Source organism: Pseudoxanthomonas sp. z9 (assembly GCF_006542425.1).
Lineage (GTDB): Bacteria > Pseudomonadota > Gammaproteobacteria > Xanthomonadales > Xanthomonadaceae > Pseudoxanthomonas_A.
This window is the reverse complement of record NZ_VFID01000009.1, coordinates 112,579-135,383: the sequence shown is the minus strand read 5'-3', so window position 1 is coordinate 135,383 and position 22,805 is coordinate 112,579. Positions and strand designations below refer to the sequence as shown.

Genomic DNA, 22,805 nt, shown 5'->3' with positions numbered 1-22,805 from the left:
TTCCCGTGGAAGCCCTCGCGACTGACGCCGCTCCCACAGGGAGAGATCTACGGGATGAACGTCTGCTCGGGGTCGTCGAAGGATTTGAACTCCAGCGCGTTGCCGGAAGGATCGAACAGGAACATGGTGACGTGCTGGCCGGGTTTTCCTTTCAGGCGCAGATGGGGCTCCTCGTGGAAATCGACCTGCGCGTCCTTCAGCCGTCGGGCCAGCGTTTCCCAGGCCGGCCGATCCAGGTTCATGCCGAAATGCGGTACCGGCACCGCCTCGCCGTCGAAGCGGCCGTTGTGCAGCGGCTGGCCGTCGCCACCGATGTGCGCGACCAGGTGATGGCCGAAGAAGTCGAAGTCCTGGTAGGAGATGTCGCTGCGGCCCTGCGGGCAGCCGATGATGTCGCCGTAGAAGTGGCGCGCCTCATCCAGATCGCGAACCGGGAAGGCGAGGTGGAACTGGGTGATGTGGCTCATGACGCGGCTTCCAGTTGTGGCGTGTACGCGTCGAGGATGTTCTGCCAGAACAGGTTCCAGGCGGAGATGCTGCGCTCGTAGCCGCGTGCCAGCTCGGGCAGCACGCCCGGATCGTGGCGCAGGTATTCGTCGATCGCGGCGCGGGTCAATTCGCCATGGATGATGTCTTCTTCGCCGGTATGGATGGTCCAGAACTCCCAGTCGATGCGGTCGGCGTTGGCGACCAGATACGGATTGCGGCGCATGTGCTCGAACATCACCGACAGGTAGGTCTGGCACAGGCATTCGCCGCCCATGCCGCGCAGGCCGACGCCGAAGGCGATCGGGTTGTTGGCCATGTCGCGGGTCAGCCCCTTGAGGATGCGCTCGTTGGCCATCAGCGGTCGTTCCAGCTCCTCGGGCGCGACGCCGATGGTGGCGAGGAAGCGGTCGTACACGGCCGGATGGGCGCGCTCGGGATCGCCTTCGCCCAGTTCCTCGGCGAGGATCTGGCCGAGCAGGCTGCGCAGTCCGCCGAACGGCAGGCGCGCCACCAGCGAGGCGAGATCGCTGATGTAGTCGATGGTGAAGAACCGGTACTGGATGCACACCTGGCGCAGGGCGTCCGGAGAAAGGTGGGCAAGTACCTGCATCCGTTGCGCGGCGAGGGCTTCGGTCGCCTCCTTGGCCTTGTCGGCGAACTGCCAGAACTGATCGCGGGTCATCGATTGGGCTTGCATGAATCGTTCCTGGGGGAAGGAAAATGGCCGGGGCACGACGCGCTCTGCCGTCGAACCCGGTGGACGATGATGGGTAGCGAAGACGTGAGCAGAACGTGCACGCATCGCAAAGATCCGCGTGCCTTCACATGCTGGCGACATGCCCGTGCCGATTGCGCGACGAACGTTCAACGGATGCGTGTTCATCGATGTGGATCGAATCGCCGCACGGCATGACAAACATGAGGCGCGCATGAAGGCTTCGCGTCGCCATTGCCTGTTCAGTCGATGGGGTGAAGAGAATTGCACCGGGTGCGCGCGCGGGCACGCTAGCATCGGTGCGCGCTGCACCGGGAGTCCCTTGCTTGCGGTCGTGGATGCGTTGCCCAACCCGCCGAGGCCATCGGCATGGAGTTCCCGCGCACATGCAAGAACCGACAAGCCACCGTGATTCGACCGCCGCCCCCGTGGGGGAAGCCGTCAGGAGCGTTCCGCTGCTGTGGACCAGCGGTTGGGACTCGACCTTCCAGCTGCTGCGGCTGCTGCTGTTGCATCGCGTGCCGGTGACGCCGTACTACCTGGAGGATCCCTCGCGCGCGTCGACGGCCACCGAGCGCCGCAGCATCCAGCGCATCACCGCGGCGCTGCACGAATCGCACCCGGAAACGCGCGCACTGCTGCGGCCACTGCGGGTGTTCCAGGTGGCGGAACTGGCGCGGGACCCGGTGATCACCGAGGCGCTGCGCGAGGTCCGATCGCGGGTTTACATCGGTAGCCAGTACGAATGGCTGGCGCTGTTCTGCCGCCAGCACGCGCCAGCGGGCATCGAACTGAGCGTGCACGTGGACGACAAGGTGCAGGCGCTGCTGGCGGACTTCGTGCAGCCGTTCGAGACCGCCGGCGGCTATCGCAGCCACCGCGTCGAATCGCGCCACGCGGGCACCGCCGAACACACCCTGTTCCATCATTTCGGCTTCCCGCTGTTCCAGATCGACAAGCGGGCGATGCAGCGCGAAGCCGAAGCCGCCGGCTGGCATCGGCTCATGGACATGACCTGGTTTTGCCATCGACCGGTGAACGGCAAGCCCTGCGGCGCCTGCGCGCCGTGCGTGTACACGATCGAGGAAGGCCTGGCGTGGCGGGTGCCGCGTTCGCGCCGGATGCTGACGTTCTTCTACCGCAAGCTGGCGCTGCCGTTGAAACCGCCGTTGCGCGCCGCGCTGGCCTCGGTGCGGCGGCGGTAACCGCGCGCATCGGTCGGAAAAGTAAAAACCCCGCCGAGGCGGGGTTTTTTCTGGTCAGGCGACCTGGACGACGTGCAGCGCCCTGGGGTTGTTCCATTGCGCGAGCAGTTCGGCCTCGCGCGCCTTGGCCTCGTGCAGATGACGTTCCTTGACGTGGCCGTAGCCGCGGATGTGCTCGGGAATGCTGGCGATATCCACCGCCAGGCCCAGGCGATCGGCATCCAGCGAACCGAGCAGCTGATCCAGGGTGCGCTCGTAGTCGCTGATCAGCTGGCGCTCGCCGCGGCGCTCGGCGGTGCGGCCGAACACGTCGAAGGCACCGCCGCGCAGGAAGCGCAGCTTCGCCAGCAGTCCGAAGGCCTTGAACACCCACGGGCCGTACTCCTTCTTCATCAGGCGGCCCTGCGCGTCCTTCTTGGCGAACAGCGGCGGCGCAAGATGGAAGTGCACTTCATAGTCGCCCTCGAACTGCTGCTGCAGGCGGCGCTGGAACTCGCCGCTGGTGTACAGCCGCGCCACTTCGTACTCGTCCTTGTACGCCATCAGCTTGAAGAAATAGCGGGCGACCGCCTCGGTCAGCGCGGTGGAACCCGGTGCCTTCACGTTCTCGGCGGCGCGCACGCGGGTGACCAGATCGCGGTAGCGGCTGGCGTAGGCGGCGTCCTGGTATTCGGTCAGGAAGGCCACGCGGCGCGCGATCAGTTCGTCCAGCGAGCGCGACAGGCGCAGGTCGTCCAGCGGCAGGAACGCGACTTCGCCACCGACGGCGCCGCCTTCCGGCAGGCCGCGCAGTTCGCTTTCATTGTCCGGATTGCGCGGCGCGGCGTTGGCGCCCCACTCGGTGCTCTCCCATTCGCCCGGCGGCAGGATCCGCAGGTTGCGCGGGGTACGTTCGGACTCGGTCTGGGTGTTGCGGATCAGGCCGGCCGCTTCCTGCACCGCCTGCGGGTCGACCACGGCCAGACGGCCCCAGGCGAACGCGCGCCGGTTCATTTCGATCGCCGCGCCATTGAGTTCGACCGCGCGCATGATGGCGTCGAACGAAATCGGCACCAGGCCCTGCTGCCAGGCGTAGCCGAGCATGAACAGGTTGGCGGCGATCGCGTCGCCCATCAGCGCGGTGGCCAGCTGGGTGGCGTCGACCAGCATCGGATCGCGGCCGCCCAGCGCGACCTTCACGCCGGTGACGATGTCGGTGGCCGGGAACTGCATGTCCGGACGGGTGGTGAAGGTGCCGGGCATCGCCTCGTAGGTATTGAGCACCACCTGCGAGCGCTCGCCGCGCACCTTGGACAGCACCCAATAGTCGTTCACCACCACCATGTCGCAACCCAGCACCAGATCGGCTTCGCCGGCGGCGATGCGCACGGCGTGGATATCCTCCGGCGTGCGGGCGATGCGGATGTGGGTGGTCACCGCGCCGCCCTTCTGGGCCAGGCCGGTCTGATCCAGCACGCTCGCGCCCTTGCCTTCCAGATGCCCGGCCATGCCCAGCAGCGCACCGATGGTCACCACGCCGGTGCCGCCGACGCCGGTGATCAGGATGTTCCAGGGCTGGGCCAGATCCGACTGGAAGGTCGGTGCCGGCAGGTTCTCCAGCTTCTCGGCCACGGTTGCTTTCTTGCCCTTGCGCGGGTTGCCGCCGTGGACGGTGACGAAGCTGGGGCAGAAGCCGTTGACGCAGGAGAAATCCTTGTTGCAGTTGGATTGATCGATTTCGCGCTTGCGCCCGAACTCGGTTTCCTTCGGCAGCACCGACACGCAGAAGCTCTTCACGCCGCAGTCGCCGCAGCCTTCGCAGACCAGCGTGTTGACCATCGTGCGCTTGGCCGGATCCGGCAGCTTGCCGCGCTTGCGGCGGCGGCGCTTCTCGGTGGCGCACACCTGGTCGTAGATGAGGATGGAAACGCCCTTCACCTTGCGCAGCTGCTTCTGCACCTCTTCCAGCTGGCCGCGATCATGGAACTCGACACCGGTCGGAAACAGTTCGCGGCGGCTCCACTTGCGCACGTCGTCGCTGACCACGACGATGGTGTCCACGCCTTCGGCGCGCATCATGTGGGCGATCTGCGGCACGCTCAGGGTGCCGTCGACCGGCTGGCCACCGGTCATCGCGACCGCGTCGTTGTAGAGGATCTTGTAGGTGATGTTGACGCCGGTGGCGACCGACTGCCGCACCGCCAGCGAACCGGAATGGAAGAACGTGCCGTCGCCGAGGTTCTGGAACACGTGCTCGGTTTCGGTGAACGGCGCCTGCCCGGACCAGGTGACGCCTTCGCCGCCCATGTGAGTGAAGGTGTCGGTGTCGCGATCCATCCACGTCACCATGTAGTGGCAGCCGATGCCGCCGAGCGCGCGCGAGCCTTCCGGCACCACCGTGGAAGTGTTGTGCGGGCAGCCGCTGCAGTAGTGCGGCACGCGCGGGAAGCTGGCGCGCGGCAACGCGAGCTCGGCTTCCTTGTCCTCCATCCAGCGCAGGCGCTGCTCGATGGATTCATTGGTGAAGAAACGCTGGATGCGCCGGCCGATCACGCCGGCGATGGTGGCCGGGGTAAGTTCGCCGGTGGACGGCAGGATCCACTCGCCGGCCTCGTCGTACTTGCCGACGATGGACGGACGCTGGCCTGCGCTGGCCGGCCAGTTGTAGAAGTACTCCTTCATCTGCCGCTCGATGAAGGCGCGCTTCTCCTCCACCACCACGATGTCTTCCAGTCCGCGCGCGAACTCGGCGATGCCGATCGGCTCCAGCGGCCAGGTCATGCCGACCTTGTACACGCGGATGCCGATGTCGGCGCAGGCGCGTTCGTCCAGGCCCAGGTATTCCAGCGCCTGCAGCACGTCCAGGTAGCTCTTGCCGGTGGTGACGATGCCCAGTCGCGCGCGCGGCGAATCCAGCACGATCCGATCGATGCCGTTGGCGCGGGCGAAGGCCTGGGCGGCCTTGACCGCGTAGCGGTGCAGGCGCATTTCCTGATCCAGCGGCGGATCCGGCCAGCGGATGTTGAGGCCGCCGGCGGGCATGTCGAAATCCTCGGGCAGCAGGATGGTGCGCGCGAACGGATTCACTTCCACCGAGGCCGAGGATTCCACCGTCTCGGCGATCGTCTTGAAGCCGACCCAGCGGCCGGTGTAGCGGCTCATCGCCCAGCCGACCAGGCCCATGTCGAGGATGTCCTGCACGCCGGCCGGGTTGAGCACCGGCATCATCGCGCTGACGAACTCGTCTTCCGACCCGTGCGGCAGGGTCGAGCTGCGGCAGGCGTGATCGTCGGCGGCCAGCGCCAGCACGCCACCGTGCCTCGAGGTGCCGGCGGCGTTGCCGTGCTTGAACACGTCGCCGCAGCGATCCACACCCGGTCCCTTGCCGTACCACATCGAGTACACGCCATCGACCTTGGCGCCGGGGAACAGGTTGGTCTGCTGGGTGCCCCAGACCATGGTCGCGCCGAGATCCTCGTTGAGGCCGGGGGTGAACTTCACCGCCGCCGCTTCCAGGTGCTTGCGCGCGCGCCACAGCTCCAGATCGAAGCCGCCCAGCGGCGAGCCGCGGTAGCCGCTGATGAAGCCGGCGGTGTTGAGCCCGGCGGCCTGGTCGCGCAGGCGCTGCATCAGCGGCAGCCGGACCAGCGCCTGCACGCCGCTCAAGTAGATGCGGCCGTCGGTGCGGGTGTACTTGTGTTCGAGGGTGTAGTCGTTGTCCAGCACGCCGATCTGCGGCGTGTTGGCGGACGACGGCGAGGTCAGTTCGGCGGTACTGGTCATGGGCTGGCCCCTGGAGCGGCTGGCGTGATCCGGCCAAGGCGGCCGGACGCGAAAGGCGCGAATTGTAGCAGTGGGGTGTAGGTGGCCTGGTCGAAGGGCAAATCCCCCTCAATCCCCCTTTTTCAAAGGGGGAGGCAAAGCGGTGCCCGGAGTCCGGGTGTCATTTGCCCCCTTGATCAGCCATTCGGCTGTTGAAAGCCCAAAAGGGGGCGGGCGCCCAAGGCGACGGAGGATTGGCCCGCCATGCGGCTGTTGAAAAGCGCTTGCTGTTGGCGCGAAGAGCAGGCCCCCTTGGTTCCTCTTCCAACCCGCCATTCGGCTGTCGAGAAACGTTTGCTCCTGGCGATCAAGCGCTCAAAGATCAAACCCCAGCAGCAGCGGATCGTGATCCGAACTGCGCCAGGGCTGGCCGGCATCGCCGTGGAGGTAGCCGGCGCTGTCCGCCGAATCGGCGTTGAGATGCCACTCGGCCGCGCCGCGCAGGCGCGCCGACAGCGCGGGCGTGAGCAGGGCGTGATCCAGGCGGCCAGTCAGGCCGCTGTAGACGTAGCTGTAGGGGCTTTCCACCTTGGCCACGGCGAAGGCATCGCGCCAGCCGGCCTCGCGCAGCCAGCGCACCGGATCCTCCATCGCATAGGCGTTGAAGTCGCCCAGGATGAGCTTCATCGCGCTGCCCTGGCCGGTCGGATCCTGCTTCAGCCAGGCGTCCAGGCGGCGCGCCGAATCCAGTCGCAACGCGTTCCAGCACCCTTGGGCATCGCCCTGGTCCTGATCGGCGCCGATGGCTTCCGAGCAGCCCTTGGACTTGAAGTGATTGGCCACGACCACGAACGCCGGTCCCTGCCCACGCCGGAACGCCTGCGCCAGCGGCACCCGGCTGCGGTCACCGAAGGGACCGCCTTCCAGCGTGGCGGGCTTGCCGACCGGCGTGACCCGGGAGGCGCGATAGATCAGGCCAACCCGGATGGTGTCCGGTCCCGGCCCCTGGCCGGCGTCGATGAAGCGCCAGTCGCCGCCCTTCGCGTTCAGCGCCGCGACGAACTGGGCGAGGCTGGAGTCGGGGCCGTAGCCGTCGTTCTCCAGTTCCATCAGCGCCGCCACATCGGCATCGAGCGCGCGCACGGTGGCGACCAGCTTGGCCAGCTGTGCCTGCAACTGCGCGGGCGTCTTCGCGCCGCGCGGGGTCGGGAAGCCGCCGCCGCGGCCGTCGCCGTTGAACAGGTTTTCCAGGTTGAACGCGGCGATTTTCAGCGTTCCCGGCACGCGCGGTGCGACCGGATAAGCGATGGCGGGCAGTGCCAGCGGGCGGATCAGTTGCAGGCGATGGCTGCCATGGCGCTCGTCGACGATGCCTTCCACATCCTTCAGGACGGTGCCCACGCGCGGGATCGCTTGTTCGCCGAGCCAGGCGATGGCCTTGGGATCCCGTTCGCCGCTGCCGTCGTCCAGGGTCAGACGGCGGCGGGCGTTGTCTTTCAGCACCTGCTGGAATGCCTCGCTGCCGGGCGCCGCCACCTCGCTGGGCTGCCACAGCCGACCGTCGAACGCGGCGGTGAGTTCGCCGAAGCGCTCGACCTGATCGGTGCCACTGACGGTGAGCGGGGCGGCGATGCGCACGCGCATGCCTTCCATGGCTTCCCAGTCCGCGGGCGCGGCCGTCAGCACGACCGGGGCAATCGCCGGCGCCGGGGTTCCCAGGCGCTCGATGTCGCCCGGGGTGATCGCGGTCAGGCGGCTGCCCTGGCGGCCCAGTTCCAGCTCGGTGACTTCGCCCCGCACGCGGTAGCGCTGGCCGACCTTCGGCGCTTCGCCCTCATCCGCGTTGGCGTCGAAGGCCAGTGGAACGAACACGGCATCCGAGGTCGCCGGATCGCCGTCGCCGGCGTCCTGCAGGAAAAAGCCGCCCAGGCCCTGGCGGAAATCGGCCGTGACCACGCCCTCGACCGTGACCGTCTGGCCCGCCAGCGGGCTGGCCGCGCCGGCGCCCTGGACCTGGCCGATGGGGATGATCCCCGTCTCTCCGGCGCCGGCCATCGTGGCGCAGGTCAGCAGGGCAGTGGCGAGCAGGGCGCGGCGGAGGGGCATGGCGATGTCTGGCGGTAGGTCGAGCCGGACATGATAGCCAGCGGGGATGACGGGTGATGGGGAAGCGCCGACGCTCCTCGACCGCTGAGGGGCGGGTCAATCCTCGTCGGTCCACTTTTGGCCTGTCATCGGTGGCCGGGAAGCCTGTGGTTGGCGCGAAGAGCGAATCCCCCTCGGTCCCCCTTTTACAAAGGGGAGGCGGAGAGCGAATCCCCCTCAGTCCCCTTTTACAAAGGGGAGGCGGAGAGCGGATCCCCCTTGGTTCCCCTTTTACAAAGGGGGAGGCGAAGAGTGAATCCCCCGGTAGACATCGGGCGACCCGGGAGCAGCGTTGCGAGCCCCTTGATCAGCCATTCGGCTGTTGAAACGCGCGTGCTCTTGGCGCGGGGTCCGGATCACCAACGAAAACGCCGCCCGAAGGCGGCGTTTCCGGTCACGCGGGCAAGCCGGAGGCTTACTTCACGTTCGCCAGCATCCAGTCGACCGTGGCATGGATCTGCTCTTCGGTCAGGGCCGGGTTGCCGCCCTTCGGGGGCATGATGCCGCCGTCCGGACCGGTGAAGCCCTCGATGGCGTGCTTGTACAGCGTGTCCTTGCCCTTGGCGGCGCGCGCGCCCATGCCGGCGGCGGTCAGCATCGGGGCGTTGCCGGTGCCGTTCTTGTGGCAGGCGCCGCACAGGTTGTCGAAGATGACCTGGCCGTCGGTGGTGCCGCCGTAGGCGACCTGCGAAGCCGCGGCGGCGGCGGCGGCGGCCTGCGCGGCGGCCTGGGCCGCGGCACCGGTGGTGCCGGCGTACACCGCGCCCGACGGGGCGATGCGGCCTTCGGTGCGCTTGGCGGCCTGCGGATTCACTTCCGTCGGAATCGAGGAGTGCAGGAAATGCGCACCGATGATCAGGCCCAGGGTGACGACGACCAGGAAGCCGATCACCATCGAGAAATGCTTGAGGAATTCGAGGTCGTAATTACGCACGTTCCACCTTTGGCAGCACGGCCACAGGCCGTGCTTGGCTACGAAAAACGGGGTCGGAAACCGCCACCAGGGCGGATTTCGCGGCAAGTGCCGGGCGCGGACGCCACGGACAGGGGGCCTATTATAAGCAGGGTGACGGTTTCCGGCATATTCCAGGAGCCCGGTCCGCCGTCCCGGCTATTCCAGGGTGAACCACTGGACCTCGACGCGGCGGTTCAGGTCACTGTCGGTGCCCGCCGGTTCCTCCCAGCCACGGCCGACCAGTTCGATCCGGTTGGCGTCCAGCTTGGGATGGCGCTCCAGCAGGGCATCGCGCACCGCCTGCGCGCGCTGGCGCGACAACTCCATCGCCTTTAGCGACATGCTCCGGACCAGCTCCTGCCCGCCCTGTTTCTGGAACTCGTTGCGGCGGCCGTCATCGACGTGGCCGCGCAGCAGCACCACCGAGCCGGGGCTGACCTGGAGGAAGTTCTTGATGGTGTCCAGGTAGCCGGCATTGGCCGGCGCGGACTTGTCGAGTACCGCGGAATTGGATTGGAAGAAGAACCGGATGTCCTTGCTCAGCAGGGCGTCGCCCTCCAGCGAGATCTGCGCGTTGCCGCTGCGGATCGGCGCGATGGCGATGCTCTGGCTGGCGTACAGGCCCTTTTTCTTCAGTGCCTGCAGGGCGGCGGTGTCCACGAAGCGGGCCGGGTCGGCCGGATTCTTGATCAGGTTGCCGTACACCAGCACCGAGGACTGGAAGATGCCCTGGAAGGAGCCGGCCGAATCGATGGTGCCTTCGAAGAACGCCAGGTTCTCCGGCAGGTTGGACAGATGCACCTTGGCCAGCTCGGCGCGGGTGTCGGCCTCGTTCCACTTGAAGGCCTTGGCGATCACCGGGATCTGGGTGGCCGGCTCGTCGCGGACCAGCCGGTTGCCTTCCAGCAGGCCGTGCACCAGCCCGCGCGCCCAGTCGGGATGGGCGGCGGCGAAGCCGCGATTGAGCAGCAGCAGGTCGGCGATGATTAGCAGGTTGCGGTTGCTGACCAAGGCCTTGGCGCGGCCGCCGGAGGCGGCGACGACCTCGTCGGTGCGCGGCGACCAGCCGACGCAGCCGTTCAGGCGCGGCGCGCCGCCCTGAAGTTCGTGCTCGTAGGCGTCGCAGGCGACGAAGGCGTCCTCGTAGAACACCAGGCCCAGTTCACCGGGGCCCGGGCGCCCGTCGAGATCGCGCAGCACCTTGACCGGCACGCCGGCCTCGGAGGCCAGGTAGCGGATGAAGAACTCGCTTTCGTTGAACTGCGAGGCCGCCAGCACCTTGCCCTTGAGCTGGTTGATGCTGGCGATGCCGGTATCGACCACCACCTGGTCGGCGCCGCGCGAGAAGCCGATCTGCGCCGGCACCACCACGTCGAACTGGCGGCCGAGCACCGCCAGGGTGTCGGCAGTGGTCACCGAGGCGGCGACCCGTCCGTTGTTGAGCTTGGACCAGCCCTCCTCCTCGTTGAGGCTGAGCCGGACCTGGAAGCCGTACTCGCGCGCGAAGAACGAATCCGGATTGGGCTCCAGGCCGCCGTTGGCCGCGATCAGGCCGGCATAGCCGGCATATTCGCTGATGTCGACGTCGACCACGTTGCCCTTGGGCTGGTAGGTCGCCGCCGCATCCAGGTTGGGCAGCCCGGCCTGCGGTTCGATCGGCGCCGGCGCCTTGCCGTCGGCCTTGCTGGCGCCCGCCTGCGAGCTCGTCGCCGCGCCCGCCTGCTCGCCCTTGCCCATGTCGCGCATCACCAGCCACGCGCCGAACGCGAGCAGCGCCAGCACCAGCACCGCGGTGATCAGCTTGCCGCTGGCATTGCCGGCCTGGCGGCGCGGCGGGGAAACGGATCGGCTCACGACGACTCTCCTTCTTCGATCACGGTATGGGGAACGGGCGGACGCAGCACCGCTGGGGGCAACCGGGGCTGCGCGTTCAGGTCGAGGACGCCCAACAGGTCGCGCTGGCCTTCCAGCCAGCGATTGGCTTCGGCGAAGGAGGCGCTGAGCGCATCCAGCGAGCTGCCGATGCTGCCTTCGTCGATGGCCAGCAGCGCCTGCTCGCGCAACAGCGCCACCTGCTGGCCGATGCGCTGCAACTCGGAATCGACATGCTCGAGCCGGCGGCCGGCATCGGCATGCGCGGCCTGGCGCTGGTCGATGACGGTCTTCTGCTGCTGCAGGCTGCGTCGCAGCTCCTCGCTCAGGTCGTCGCGGCCCAATCGCGCCTCGATGGTCGCTTCCTGCTTGTCCAGCACCGCGCTTTCCTCACGCGCGGTGTGCACCACGCCGGCAATCGCGGTGCGCGCGGCCAGCAGGCGCAGGTGCAACCACACCAACTGTTCCAGGCTGTCCGCATGCGCCGCCATCACCGGCGACTTGTCCAGCATCTGGATGATCACGCGCGCCTTGTGTTCCAGGGCTTCCTGCTGGCGGCGTTGCGGGATGGGCAGCGGATCCCGCAGTTCGCGGTAGCGCCGATCCGCCTCCGATTCCTGCGGCAGTGCCTGCGCGTCCACCGTGGCGCGGAAGCGGCGATGATTCGACAGCCAGTACAGATAGGCGATTTCCGCGCCCGCGCCGAGCACGAAGAAACCGGGTGTCAGGAAGACGCCCGCCAGTGCGAAGGCGGCCAGGCCAATCCAGTTGGGCGGAACCGGCATGCCGAGCGGGCGCGCATTGAAAGCGGCCCAGATGTAGCGCAAGGCGTTCATGGCGCCGGGCTTCCGGCTGCGAGCGGGCGCAGCGAGGGCGGCACGAAGCGCAGATCGGTGGCCTCGGCGACGGCGATGCGCATCTGGAACTCCAGCACCTCCAGCGGTACCGGCGGCTGGTAGCCGGCCAGCAGCGCGGCGATCGCCTCCAGCGGGGCGACGCCGGTGGTCTGGGCCTGCCGGTAGGCCTTCACCGCGAAGGCTTCGGCGGCGCCGGGGGTCAACAGCAGCGGCAACGGGGACGGCAGCGCCAGCAATGCCTCCGCGCCCGGCGCCATGCCGAAGCGTTTCAGCAGGGCATCGAGCAGGGCCGCGCTTTCGGCGGCGGTGGTGGTGGGCAGCAGCGGGATCTTGACGTCGATGCGGCCCGGCCGCTTCAGGTCGACTTCGATCAGGTCCGGGCGCGAGGAAGCCAGCACCCACATCACCCGGCCACGGTTGTCGGTGTCGGACATCTCCTGGGCGATCATCGAATACAACCGGCCGGACAGGCCGCTGTCGCCGTTGCCCGAGTCGCGCTTGCCCAGCGTCTGGTCGGCTTCGTCGATGAACACGATGCAGCGGCCCAGCGCGCGGATCAGGCGGAAGACCTTCTCCAGGTTGCCTTCGCTGGAGCCGACCCAGCGATCACGGAAGTTCTTCAGCTTCAGCACCGGCACGCCGGCTTCGCCGGCCAGGCATTCAACCAGGAAGGTCTTGCCGGTGCCTACCGGACCGCAGAACAGGTAGCCCATCGGCAGGGCGCGCAGGTTGGCCGCGCGCCACAGCGCGATGTCCTGGCGCAACCACTCCTTCAGCGCCGCGGGCGCCTCGTAGTCGTCGAGCGTGCGACGGGAATCGATGAACTCGACCAGGCCGCTGGCATCGCCCTCGACCAGTTGCTTCTTCACCCGCAACCAGTCGGCCGGTCCCAGCGCGCGGCCCTGGTGGGCGCAGGTCCGCACCAGGCTTTGCAGCGCGCTGATGCTGACGCCGGTCAGGGCGCCGGTGATCGTGCCGTCGTCGGCCGCGGCGAAGGCCGCCGAATGATCCAGCCGCAGTTGCGCCAGCGCCTGGCCCAGCATGGCCTCGTCGGGCAGCGGCACGCGGATGCGCGCCACACGCGGATGGAAGGCGATCTGCGGGTGCAGGTCGTTGAGGTTGTCGGCGATCAGGAAGCTGGCGAAAGCCTGATCGGTGAACGGCGGTTCGCTGGCCCAGTCGCGCACCAGGCTGGCCAGGCTGGCAATCTCGAAGTCGCCGGCGCGGCCACCCGGCAGCACCTGATCGATGCCGCGCATGATCACCGCCACGTGCTCGCCTTCGCCCTGTCCCAGCGCCTTCAGGTTGGCGAGGTAGCGCAGGTAGTGGGACACGCGCTCGACCGCCGCCCGCGGTTCGCGCGGCCAGGCGGCGTCATCGCGACCGGCCAGCCATTGGCGCAGGCGATCGCTGCCGCGCAGCACGGTGAGTCCGTTGCCGGGGTCGTACTGGAACACCACGTCGAAGCCGGTGAGCAACTGCGATTCCAGCCAGCGGGTCAGGCTGACCAGCCGCCCCGACAGCGGCAGGCGATCACCGACGTTGCCGTACAGCACGAACTGTCCGTGCGCGCCGCTTTCATAGGCCAGCGCCAGTTCGTGCGCCCACGCCGGGGCGTTGCTATCGAGCGGCATCAGTGCGGCTTCGCCTGCATGGCGGCCATCCTCCGGGCAAGGGCGGGGCGATCAGCCCGGGTCGTTTTCCGATACCGGTTTGGCAGCCTCGGCGGCGCCCATGCTGCGGTGCGCGGCTGGTGTCGCAGCCGGTTCGGCCTGCAGGGAAATGCCCTCGGCCGCGGCGAAATCCGCGAGCGCCTGGTCGGCCAGCGCCTTCTGCTCGGCTTCCTTGACCTCGATCTGGTTCATGTCGAGCGCATCGCGCGCGACGCGCGCGCGGCCGGCGGCCTTGTTGCGCTCTTCCTCGACCATCTCGTGCAGGCGATCGAGGGTGTCGCCGGAACCGCCGATCGTGGTGACCATCCCAGCGGCCATCTCGTTCATCTCCGCCAGCGCGTGCTTCATGCGCATGTCGTTGATGGCGCCCTTCAGGCTCTCGATCTTGGCGCGCGCGGCGGCCACGGCGACGTCACGCGCCTTCACCAGGTTGTTGTAGGTGGCCTCGGCCTGCTCCATCTGGTCGCGGTTTTCCTGCAACTCGCGGCTGACCGTCTGCAGGCGCAGGGCATGCTGGGCGGCGGCATCGCGGTTGCCCGCGCGCAGGTGGGCGGTGGTGCGCGCGCGCAGCTCGCGTTCTTCGTTCTCCAGCTTGCGCACCTGGCCGATCAGGCGCTCGGCCAGGCCGGCGTGGGTCGCCAGGCTCTGGTTGTAGCTGCCGATCTGCTTGCGCAGGTTTTCCTGTTCCAGTTCCAGCAGGGCTTCCGGATTGCGCTTTTCCATCCCCTTGACGAACTGCGCAAAGAAACCACGGAACACGTTCACTAACCGAGCCAGCATGGCGCCCCCGAAATCCTCTCGATGCGGGCTACTGTACGCGGCGCGTGCGGGCATTCCAACCGCGCCGCGACGGCGGGTCAGGGCGTCAGGTAAGTCACCACGGGCGTGGCGGCCTGCGCCAGCACGATGCGGATCGGCAGTTGGCCGTCGGCGCCGACGCCCGCGAGGGCGCGATCCAGCACGGCGCGCTTTTCCGCGCCTTCGATATGCAGGTACAGGTGGCGCGCGGCCAGCAGCACCGGCAGGGTCAGGGTGATGCGGGCTTCGCCGGCGCCGGGCGCGCGCATCGGCAGCAGGCGTGCCGGCGAGGCCGGATCCAGCGCCGCGGCCAGGTGATCGCCGCCCGGGAAGAACGAGGCGGTATGGCCGTCGCTGCCCATGCCCAGCACGATCGCGTCGAACGACGGCGGCAGGCTGGCGAAGCGCCGCTCCAGTTCGGCCAGCGCGTCCTCCGGTTCCGGGGTGTCGCGGAACAGCGGCAGGAAATGCGCCGCCGCGGCCTCGCCCTGCAACAGGTGCTCGCGCAGCAGGCGGGCGTTGGAGCGTTCGTTGTCCGGCGCCACCCAGCGCTCGTCGACCAGGGTGACGGTGACCTTGTCCCAGTCCAGCGATTGTTCCGACAGTCGCTGCATGAACCGCTTGGGTGTGCTGCCGCCGGACAGCGCCAGCAGCGCGCCGCCGCGGGCATTGATGCCCGCGCGCAGATCAGCGGCGATGGCCGCGGCCAGGGCGCCGGCCAGCGTCTCGCTGTCGGCGAAGGTGACCAGTTCGGTCGGGACGGGGGGGAGGAGGGACTGGGTCACGCGCTTACACCGTGTCCTCGTGCCAGGTCCGGCCGTCGCGCTCGACCAGCGCGACCGCCGCGCTCGGTCCCCACGAACCGGCGGTGTAGGGCTTGGGCGTCTCGCGCTGGTTTTCCCACGCGCCCAGGATCGGATCGATCCACTTCCACGCGGCCTCGACCTCGTCGCGGCGCATGAACAGGGTCGGGTTGCCGCGCACCACGTCCATCAGCAGGCGCTCGTAGGCCTCCGGCTGGTGCACGCCGAACGCCTCGGCGAAGCTCATGTCCAGCGGCACGTGCTGCAGGCGCAGGCCGCCCGGGCCGGGATCCTTGATCATCAGCCACAGCTTCACGCCTTCGTCCGGCTGCAGGCGCAGGACCAGCTTGTTGCCCATCACCGGGCCGGCGCCGTGTTCGAAGATCGAATGCGGGATCTGCTTGAACGCAATCACGATCTCGGACACGCGCTCGGGCAGGCGCTTGCCGGTGCGCAGGTAGAACGGCACGCCGGCCCAGCGCCAGTTGTCCACTTCGGCCTTCAGCGCCACGAAGGTCTCGGTGCGGGAGTCCTCGCGGCCCAGTTCGTCCAGGTAGCCCGGCACCGCCATGCCGTTGACCGCGCCGGCACGGTACTGGCCACGCACGGTCATGTGGCTGATCTCGTCGGTGGTGATCGGGCGCAGCGAACGCAGCACCTTCAGCTTCTCGTCGCGCACCGCATCGGCCTCCAGCGCCGCCGGCGGTTCCATCGCCACCATGCACAGCAGTTGCAGCAGGTGGTTCTGGACCATGTCGCGCAGCGCGCCGGAGGTGTCGTAGTAGGTCGCGCGCTTCTCCAGGCCGACCGTCTCGGCCACGGTGATCTGCACGTGATCGATGTGGTTGGCGTTCCACAGCGGCTCGAACAGGATGTTGGCGAAGCGCAGCGCCAGCAGGTTCTGCACCGTTTCCTTGCCCAGGTAGTGATCGATGCGGAAGATCTGGCTTTCCGCGAACGCGCTGCCGACCGCGTCGTTGATCACCGTCGCGCTGGCCAGGTCATGGCCGATCGGTTTCTCGATGACCACCCGCGACTGGCCGCCGTTGAGGCCGTGCGCACGCAGGCGGTCGCACAGGTTCACGAACAGGCTGGGGCTGGTGGACAGATAGAACACCCGGATGCGGTCGCCGTGGGCCTTGAGCGCGCTGGCGAACTCTTCCCAGCCTTCGTCCTTGGTCGCGTCCAGCGCGTGGTAGCCGAGCTTTTCCAGGAACGCCGGCAGCTTGGCCTTGAGCGCCTCGTCGTTGCCGGCCACGCGCAGCAGGGCTTCGCCGACCTTGGCGCGGTAGTCGGCGTCGGACTGCTTGTCGCGGGCCACGCCGATGATCCGGCTGTCCTCGCGGATCTGGCCGTCGGCATAGCGGCGCAGCAGGCCGGGCAGCAGCTTGCGCAGGGCCAGGTCGCCGGTGCCTCCGAAGATCACCAGATCGAAGGGGTCGACGGGCAGGGTCTTGGCGGTCACGTCGTCATCTCGTTCGCTTGTCAGGTGGAAGGAACAATACCACCGGGCTACCACGCTGACCAATGAATCAGGCCAATGTAGCCATTTGTCGGCTGATATTGCCTTTATTGGTACGTGAGTGGTATGTTCATGCCCATGCAAAAAGCCCTGTTCGATGAATACCACCGCCTGCAGACCGGCGAGTCCACTCGTGCGGTGGCTTACCTGCGCCTGCGCCGCGCCCTGCAGAACCTGATGGACGCCGGCGTGCTGCGCTCGGGCCAGGCCCTGCCCAGCGAACGCGATCTTGCCAACCTGCTGGGTCTGTCCCGCGTGACGATCCGCAAGGCGCTGGCCGGACTCATCGAGGCCGGACTGCTGGTCCAGCGGCAAGGCGCCGGCACCTTCGTGGCCGAGCGCATCCTGCGTCAGTTCTCGCGGCTGACCAGCTTCACCGACGATCTGCGCGAACGCGGCCTCAATCCGCAGGTGAAATTCCTGGAGCGCAGCGTCGGCGAAGTGACGCCGGAAGAATCGATGGCGCTCAACCTGTCGCCGGGCAGCGGCGTGGTCCGCATGTACCGCCTGCGCCATGTCGACGGCGCGCCGATCGCGATCGAACGCACCCTGGTGCCGCTGTCGCTGCTGCCGGACCCGGAAACCGTCACCACCTCGCTGTACGAAGCGCTCGACGCGCACGGCAACCGCCCGCGCCGCGCGCTGCAGCGCCTGCGCGCGGTCGCGCTGGACGAGGAGGCCGCCCGCCACCTGGAACTGCCGGTCGGCGCGCCCGGCCTGCTGGTCGAACGCCGCGCCTTCCTGGAAGACGGCCGGGTGGTCGAATCCACCCGTTCCTACTACCGCGGCGACGCCTACGACTTCGTCGCCGAACTGCAGAGCGAATAGCGCGAGGGCGCTTTCCGCGCCGGGCATGCCACATCACCGCGAGCGATCAACCGGATTCGTCGCGCCGTGGCGCGCCTGCGTCCGCCTTCCCCGGCTTTCGTCGCAGGACCTTGCAGGGACCGCGCGCAGCACGCACCCTGCGCATGCCGGTGACCTCGCCGGGGCTCAGGGAACGGGGTGGACATGGGGAAGGGAACCAGGCGCGCGCTGAAGCTGTCGCTGGGGTTGATGGGGGTGCTGGGCGCCTGGCTTGCCTGGGCGATCGCCTCGGCACAGGTGGAGATGAGCGAAAGCGGCGTGCATCGCCGCCTGCTGGTGCCGATCGGCGCCAACCGCAGCGTTGCGTTGCCGATCTATTCGGGCACCGGTGACGGAGGCGCCATCCGTGGATTCCTGGACGGGCCGGTGGTCCGCCGGGCGTCGGATGGAAGCTGGCGCGCCAACTGGTTCTGCCAGGACCGCGCCGTTTCACGAACCGGTAGCGGCGACGAATTGTCGATCGCCTGCGCCGGGCGGCAGGTGCGCTTTGATCTTCGACAACCGCGCGACGTGCCAGCCAGCGCGGCGATGCCCGCGCGCGTGGCCGTGCTCAGCGATCTGGAGGGCAACGCCGGCTTCCTCGAGGCCGCGCTGCCGGCCCTGGGCATCACCAATGCGCGGGGCGAATGGGACTATGGCGACGGACACCTGATCATCCTGGGCGATGCGGTGGATCGCGGGCGCGATGTGTTCGCGGTGCTCTGGCGCCTGCATGATCTGTCATTGCAGGCGCAGCGGGCCGGTGGAGCGGTCCATGTGGTGCTGGGCAACCATGAGCAATACATGCTGCGCGGCAACGGGTCGCGCGCGCACCCGGAGCATCTGTACGCCTTGCGGCAAATGGGCGAATCCGTCGATGCGTTCGACGACGATACCGTGATCGGCGCCTGGCTTCGCCGCCAGCCGGTGGTGGCAAGGCTGGGAACGGTGCTGTTCGCGCACGGCGGGATATCCCCGCAAGCCGCATCCGTGTCCGCCGATCCCGAACACTTCAACGCCACGATGCGTGCCTATTGGGCATCCCCTCCGGCGTCGTCGCATCCGCCCGCCGCCGCGCTTGACGCGGTGCTTGGCCTGAAGGGCCTTACCCAGTTCCGCGGCTACCTGATGGCGGTGGATGGACGATATCCACGCATCGCGCGCCGGGACCTGGACGCCATCCTCGATCGTTTCCAGGCTGAACGGATCGTGGTGGGCCACACCCTGGTCGACCGGATCAGCTTCCTGCACGAAGGTCGGATTATTGCCGTTGACGTGAACCAGCCGGGCGCTCGCTCGCAGGTGCTGGTCTTCGAGGACGGCCGTCCCCGCGTGGTCGAACTGGCCGTGTCGCGGCACCTGGAAGCACGACCGGACGCGCGGTTCCGCGACTTCGAACCCTCGCAGGCGGGCGATCGTGCCCTGTTCGTGGCCATGCTGCGCGAGATGCGTCGCCTGTCCGCGCTGCCGCACCCGTACTGATGCCGCCGGGGCCTTCCCGCGGGGAACGGATTTCCGTCCCCGCGGGAACCGCTTCCGCACCCCTCGCCGGGGCTTTCGTCGCAACACGGCCTCCGCGCCATTGACGGCCCGAATCATCCGACCGCACTGTGCGTGCTAGTACAGTTGATTGAGGTGTCCCATGGCGCGTACCCAGGCATTGATGATCCAGATCGCCGCTGGCGATCCGCGTCCAATCAGCAAGCAGATCGTCGATGGCGTGCGGATGAAGATCGCCACCGCCGAACTCAAGCCGGGCGTGCAGCTGCCCAGCGTGCGCGGGCTTGCACAGCAGCTGATGATCAATCCCAACACCGTCGCCAAGGCCTACACCGAACTGACCAGCGAAGGCTGGCTGGAATCGCGCCAGGGCCTGGGCCTGTTCGTGGCCACGCCGCGCCAGCGCCTGAGCGACGCCGAGCGCGAGCGACGCATGGACGATGCGGTGCAGGCGTTCGTGCATGAAGTCATCGCCCTCGACTACCCGCCGGATCGCGCGCTGGCGCGGCTGGACAAGGAACTGCGCGTGATCGCGCCGAAAAAGAAATCCGCCTGACACGCCGGCGCGCGTCCTCCTTCCGCGTTCCGTCACCCGATCCCGCGACGATCATGAGCACTCCCGATTCCGACTACGTGATCGAAACCGCCGCGCTCAGCAAGTGCTACGGGCGCGGGCTGGCGCTGGATCACCTGGACCTGCGCATCCCGCGCGGGCGCATCCACGCCATCGTCGGCGCCAACGGCGCCGGCAAATCCACCCTGTTCCGGATCCTGCTCGGCTTCCTGCCGCCGACGGTGGGGCAGGCGCGCATCCTCGGCCGCGACAGCCAGCGCCTGCGTCCCGATGACCGCGCGCGCATCGGTTTCGTCAACGAGGAACACACGCTGCCCGGCTGGATGAAGGTCGCCGCGGTGACCGCGATGCAACGCCGCCAGTACCCGCGCTGGAACCAGCAGGCCTGCGACGAGGTGCTGGGCCACTATCAGGTTCTGTCGGAACAGAAGATCGCCCAACTCTCCCGCGGCGAACGCGCGGGACTGAACCTCGCGCTCGCGCTGGCGCAGGGCCCGGAACTGCTGGTGCTCGACGAGCCCACGCTGGGCCTGGACGTGGTGGCCCGGCGCGCATTCCTGGAATCGCTGATGTATTCCAACGCCGCCGAGCAATGCACGGTGATCTACTGCTCGCACCAGATGGAGGAAATCGAGCGCATCGCCGACAACCTGATCATCCTGGAACGCGGTCAGCTCAAGAACATGTCGGCACCCGAGGAGTTCTGTGCGCGGGTCACCCACTGGGTGGCGGACATCCCGTTCAAGGGCCCGGATCCGGCGACCGTTCCCGGCCTGCTGCAGCTGCAAAGGCTGGATGGCCTGCACCACTACCTCGTGCTGGACCAGGACGAGGAGTTCGCCGAATTCCTGCGCGCCAGCGGCGCGCGTTCGATCCAGAGCATGCCGGTCAGCCTGGATCGCGCGGTCAACGGCTTCCTGACCAAGAACCACGCCGCGCCGGCGCAGCCGCAACGGCAGCACTGAGCGCCCTGGAGAGGACACGATCATGTGGGACATGTTCAAGGCTGAAGTGCAGCGCTTCCGCATCTGGGCGATCGCCTACGCGGTGCTGCAACTGGTGATCCTCGGGTTCATGACCCGGGTGGTCGATCTGGCCCAGCAACCACGGCTGGTCTACGAAGTGCTGGCCGGCGTCTACGCGGTCACCGGCCTGCTGCTGGGGCTGTACCAGATGGGCGGCTACCGCAAGCCGAACACCTGGATGTACCTGCTGCATCGACCGATCCCGCCCGCCAAGCTGGCGGCGCTGCTGGTGGGCGCGGGCGCGTTGCAACTGGCGGTGGCGATCGTGCTGCCGCTGTGGCTGCTGGCCGGCTGGCAGGAGTTCATGACCGCGCGGGTGGTCGATCATCGCCATCTGCTGCTGGGCGTGTCGGCATGGCTGATCGCGATCTGCGCCTATCTGGCGGGCACCTACGCGATGCTGGCCAACCGGCGTTACGGCTACAGCGGCTTGGCCCTGCTGTCGTGGCTGGCGTTCAACCAAGCCAGCGGAATGGGCGCGATCGCGGCGCAGTTGATCCTCCTGGTGATGCTGGCGGGCATGGTATGGGTCGCCTTCAAGCCGGATCTGGGTACCGCGCCGCACACCCTGCCGCGCACCTTCTTCATCGCGATTCCGTTGCAGGTGGCGATGTGGCTGGCACTGGTGATGGTGGGCTTCGGTGTCGAGTTCCTGTGGATCGCGCAGGGCTCGCACCCGAACAACGCGCCGGTACCGAGCGCCGGTGGCGAGAAGGAGTCCGAGAACGCCGAGGGCAAGGACCTGATGGTGATGGGCCTGCGCGGCAGCCGTGATCCGCAGGCCGCGCTGTGGCGGGAACAGGCGCAGATCTCGGAAGTGTCCTCGTTCGGTCCGGGGCTGCGCGCGACGCCGGTACGCGACGAATTGACCAACATCGTGCCGATGGAGTTCGATGACGAGCAGCACCGCATCCGCTGGGTGTTCAGCCACGATCGCATGCGCCTGGAAGGCTACAGCCTGGTGAACTACCGCAGGGCCGGCGAACTCGGTGTGGAGGGAGACGCGCCGTTCCCGGAGCCGGTGATGCCCGGTCCGGAGAACAGCCTGATCGGCACCACCCGCGTCTACCAGTACGACAGCGGCCAGAAGCGGGTGGTGCCGCGCCTGCGGCTGCCGGCGGCGGAACGGATTACCGGCTATGACCGCGTCGGTGACGACCTGGCCCTGCTCAGTGACCGTGCCGTGTACTTCTATGACGGTCGCGACCTCGTTGCCGGCGACCGCATGCTCACGCCACGCCAGCGTCTGGCCATCCCGGGCAAGGTCGGCGACCTGTACCGCGCCGACGCGGTCGAACTGCTGGACGGCTACCTGGTGTCGTTCCTGTTCAGTCGCAGCGCCCACAACGCCGAGGGCGCGCTGCCCTATCAGCAGACGGTGTGGATCGACGACCAGGGCAAGGCCACGCAAGTCATGCGGCGGGATCTCAAGAGCGGTTTCCCCTCGCTGTGGCGCTACCAGAACTGGTTTCCCGCGCCGGTGATCTATGAATTGCAGCGAGCCGCCCGGCGGCTGTTCGCGGGCGACCGGATCACCGACGACACCGCGCGCCCGCCGGTGCCCCGCCAGGTGGCGATCATCGCCGGCGTGCTCATGCTGCTGTCGCTGCTGGGCGCGGTGGGATGGACGCGAAAGACCGATCTGTCCACGCCCGCGCGGATCACCTGGATCGTTGCCTGCGGCGTGCTCAGCCTGCCTGCGCTGTTGAGCCTGTGGCTGATCCATCCGCGCCGCGAAGTGCTGGAACCGCGCGTGTCCGCGCAGCCCGCGCTGGCTTGACCCGCATCCATCCCCCGGACGCTGCGGCGGCCGGATGAGGGAGGTTGCCGATGAGCTTGTCATCGCTGCCGCTGGCGGCGCGGGACGCGCATGTGTCAGGGGCGCCGTCCCGTCTTCGTCACCGGTTCGCCTGGCCGATGATCCTCGCGACGCTGTGCGCATCGCCGTCCCGCGCCGACTGCGAAAGCGCGGCCGGCGCGCCGGCGAGTTCCATCGCTGCATGTCATTGACTACCACCATGTGATGGCCTGCGCGAAGGCCCGCGGATAGGGGGCGCGCGTCCGGTTCGCGCACGTTCGCGCTCC

At 68.2% G+C, this 22,805-nt stretch carries 17 protein-coding genes; 6 read left to right on the top strand and 11 right to left on the bottom strand.

Going from position 1 to position 22,805, the window contains the following annotated elements; genetic code table 11:
• Positions 1-47: 47 nt before the first annotated feature.
• On the bottom strand, positions 48-467 hold the full coding sequence (locus FG323_RS11495) for a VOC family protein (protein ID WP_141454799.1): 420 nt from the start codon (positions 465-467) through the stop codon (positions 48-50).
• Positions 464-1,186, bottom strand: a complete 723-nt coding sequence (locus FG323_RS19695) for an iron-containing redox enzyme family protein (RefSeq protein ID WP_181444189.1) — start codon at positions 1,184-1,186, stop codon at positions 464-466. Before FG323_RS19695 ends, FG323_RS11495 begins: the two co-directional genes overlap by 4 nt.
• Before the next feature lie 404 nt (positions 1,187-1,590).
• On the opposite strand from FG323_RS19695, the gene FG323_RS11485 reads away from it, so the two are divergent.
• Positions 1,591-2,409: a hypothetical protein gene (locus FG323_RS11485; RefSeq protein WP_141454796.1), complete on the top strand. Its 819-nt coding sequence runs from the start codon at positions 1,591-1,593 to the stop codon at positions 2,407-2,409.
• A gap of 54 nt (positions 2,410-2,463) precedes the next feature.
• On the opposite strand, the gene FG323_RS11480 is transcribed toward FG323_RS11485, so the two are convergent.
• The 9 genes from FG323_RS11480 to zwf all read right to left on the bottom strand — a co-directional run bounded on the left by FG323_RS11480 (position 2,464) and on the right by zwf (position 16,718).
• Complete coding sequence (locus FG323_RS11480) at positions 2,464-6,171, bottom strand: indolepyruvate ferredoxin oxidoreductase family protein (RefSeq protein WP_141454794.1); 3,708 nt, start codon at positions 6,169-6,171, stop codon at positions 2,464-2,466.
• Positions 6,172-6,525: 354 nt separating this feature from the next.
• Entirely contained in the window at positions 6,526-8,205 is a 1,680-nt protein-coding gene (locus FG323_RS11475; protein WP_255470161.1) for an ExeM/NucH family extracellular endonuclease, read from the bottom strand.
• Positions 8,206-8,710: 505 nt separating this feature from the next.
• Positions 8,711-9,229: a c-type cytochrome gene (locus FG323_RS11470; protein WP_141454790.1), complete on the bottom strand. Its 519-nt coding sequence runs from the start codon at positions 9,227-9,229 to the stop codon at positions 8,711-8,713.
• Positions 9,230-9,406: 177 nt separating this feature from the next.
• Positions 9,407-11,104: an OmpA family protein gene (locus FG323_RS11465; protein WP_141454788.1), complete on the bottom strand. Its 1,698-nt coding sequence runs from the start codon at positions 11,102-11,104 to the stop codon at positions 9,407-9,409.
• Positions 11,101-11,958 (bottom strand): hypothetical protein, encoded by an 858-nt coding sequence (locus FG323_RS11460; RefSeq protein WP_141454786.1) that lies wholly within the window; start codon positions 11,956-11,958, stop codon positions 11,101-11,103. Before FG323_RS11460 ends, FG323_RS11465 begins: the two co-directional genes overlap by 4 nt.
• Positions 11,955-13,613, bottom strand: coding sequence for an ATP-binding protein (locus tag FG323_RS11455; RefSeq protein ID WP_141454784.1), 1,659 nt, complete (start codon positions 13,611-13,613; stop codon positions 11,955-11,957). The genes FG323_RS11460 and FG323_RS11455 overlap by 4 nt, the downstream gene beginning before the upstream one ends.
• 51 nt (positions 13,614-13,664) lie before the next feature.
• Complete coding sequence (locus FG323_RS11450; RefSeq protein ID WP_181444188.1) at positions 13,665-14,432, bottom strand: PspA/IM30 family protein; 768 nt, start codon at positions 14,430-14,432, stop codon at positions 13,665-13,667.
• 77 nt (positions 14,433-14,509) lie between these two features.
• Complete coding sequence (gene pgl, locus FG323_RS11445) at positions 14,510-15,235, bottom strand: 6-phosphogluconolactonase (protein ID WP_255470158.1); 726 nt, start codon at positions 15,233-15,235, stop codon at positions 14,510-14,512.
• A gap of 4 nt (positions 15,236-15,239) precedes the next feature.
• On the bottom strand, positions 15,240-16,718 hold the full coding sequence (gene zwf / locus FG323_RS11440) for a glucose-6-phosphate dehydrogenase (RefSeq protein WP_141454780.1): 1,479 nt from the start codon (positions 16,716-16,718) through the stop codon (positions 15,240-15,242).
• A gap of 135 nt (positions 16,719-16,853) precedes the next feature.
• Between zwf and FG323_RS11435 the strand changes: the two genes are divergently transcribed.
• The 5 genes from FG323_RS11435 to FG323_RS11415 all read left to right on the top strand — a co-directional run bounded on the left by FG323_RS11435 (position 16,854) and on the right by FG323_RS11415 (position 22,500).
• The gene (locus FG323_RS11435; protein ID WP_141454827.1) at positions 16,854-17,603 is read left to right on the top strand and encodes a GntR family transcriptional regulator; all 750 of its coding nucleotides are present in this window, start codon (positions 16,854-16,856) and stop codon (positions 17,601-17,603) included.
• 183 nt (positions 17,604-17,786) lie between these two features.
• Positions 17,787-19,103, top strand: coding sequence for a metallophosphoesterase (locus FG323_RS11430; protein ID WP_141454778.1), 1,317 nt, complete (start codon positions 17,787-17,789; stop codon positions 19,101-19,103).
• Between the two features lie 160 nt (positions 19,104-19,263).
• On the top strand, positions 19,264-19,677 hold the full coding sequence (locus tag FG323_RS11425) for a GntR family transcriptional regulator (RefSeq protein ID WP_141454776.1): 414 nt from the start codon (positions 19,264-19,266) through the stop codon (positions 19,675-19,677).
• 53 nt (positions 19,678-19,730) lie between these two features.
• Positions 19,731-20,660 carry an ATP-binding cassette domain-containing protein gene (locus FG323_RS11420; protein ID WP_141454774.1) on the top strand — a complete coding sequence of 310 codons (930 nt, stop codon included), beginning with the start codon at positions 19,731-19,733 and terminating at the stop codon, positions 20,658-20,660.
• Between the two features lie 22 nt (positions 20,661-20,682).
• Positions 20,683-22,500: an AzlC family ABC transporter permease gene (locus tag FG323_RS11415; RefSeq protein WP_141454772.1), complete on the top strand. Its 1,818-nt coding sequence runs from the start codon at positions 20,683-20,685 to the stop codon at positions 22,498-22,500.
• Positions 22,501-22,805: the final 305 nt, after the last annotated feature.

Excerpts from the sequence above, each read along its gene's own strand:
- FG323_RS11415 (WP_141454772.1), top strand. The coding sequence starts at position 20,683 with ATGTGGGACATGTTCAAGGCTGAAGTGCAGCGCTTCCGCATCTGGGCG.
- FG323_RS11495 (WP_141454799.1), bottom strand. The coding sequence starts at position 467 with ATGAGCCACATCACCCAGTTCCACCTCGCCTTCCCGGTTCGCGATCTG.
- FG323_RS11475 (WP_255470161.1), bottom strand. The coding sequence starts at position 8,205 with ATGGCCGGCGCCGGAGAGACGGGGATCATCCCCATCGGCCAGGTCCAG.
- FG323_RS11455 (WP_141454784.1), bottom strand. The coding sequence starts at position 13,613 with ATGCCGCTCGATAGCAACGCCCCGGCGTGGGCGCACGAACTGGCGCTG.
- FG323_RS19695 (WP_181444189.1), bottom strand. The coding sequence starts at position 1,186 with ATGCAAGCCCAATCGATGACCCGCGATCAGTTCTGGCAGTTCGCCGAC.
- FG323_RS11485 (WP_141454796.1), top strand. The coding sequence starts at position 1,591 with ATGCAAGAACCGACAAGCCACCGTGATTCGACCGCCGCCCCCGTGGGG.
- FG323_RS11450 (WP_181444188.1), bottom strand. The coding sequence starts at position 14,432 with ATGCTGGCTCGGTTAGTGAACGTGTTCCGTGGTTTCTTTGCGCAGTTC.
- FG323_RS11425 (WP_141454776.1), top strand. The coding sequence starts at position 19,264 with ATGGCGCGTACCCAGGCATTGATGATCCAGATCGCCGCTGGCGATCCG.
- FG323_RS11480 (WP_141454794.1), bottom strand. The coding sequence starts at position 6,171 with ATGACCAGTACCGCCGAACTGACCTCGCCGTCGTCCGCCAACACGCCG.
- FG323_RS11420 (WP_141454774.1), top strand. The coding sequence starts at position 19,731 with ATGAGCACTCCCGATTCCGACTACGTGATCGAAACCGCCGCGCTCAGC.
- FG323_RS11430 (WP_141454778.1), top strand. The coding sequence starts at position 17,787 with ATGGGGAAGGGAACCAGGCGCGCGCTGAAGCTGTCGCTGGGGTTGATG.
- FG323_RS11435 (WP_141454827.1), top strand. The coding sequence starts at position 16,854 with ATGCAAAAAGCCCTGTTCGATGAATACCACCGCCTGCAGACCGGCGAG.
- FG323_RS11460 (WP_141454786.1), bottom strand. The coding sequence starts at position 11,958 with ATGAACGCCTTGCGCTACATCTGGGCCGCTTTCAATGCGCGCCCGCTC.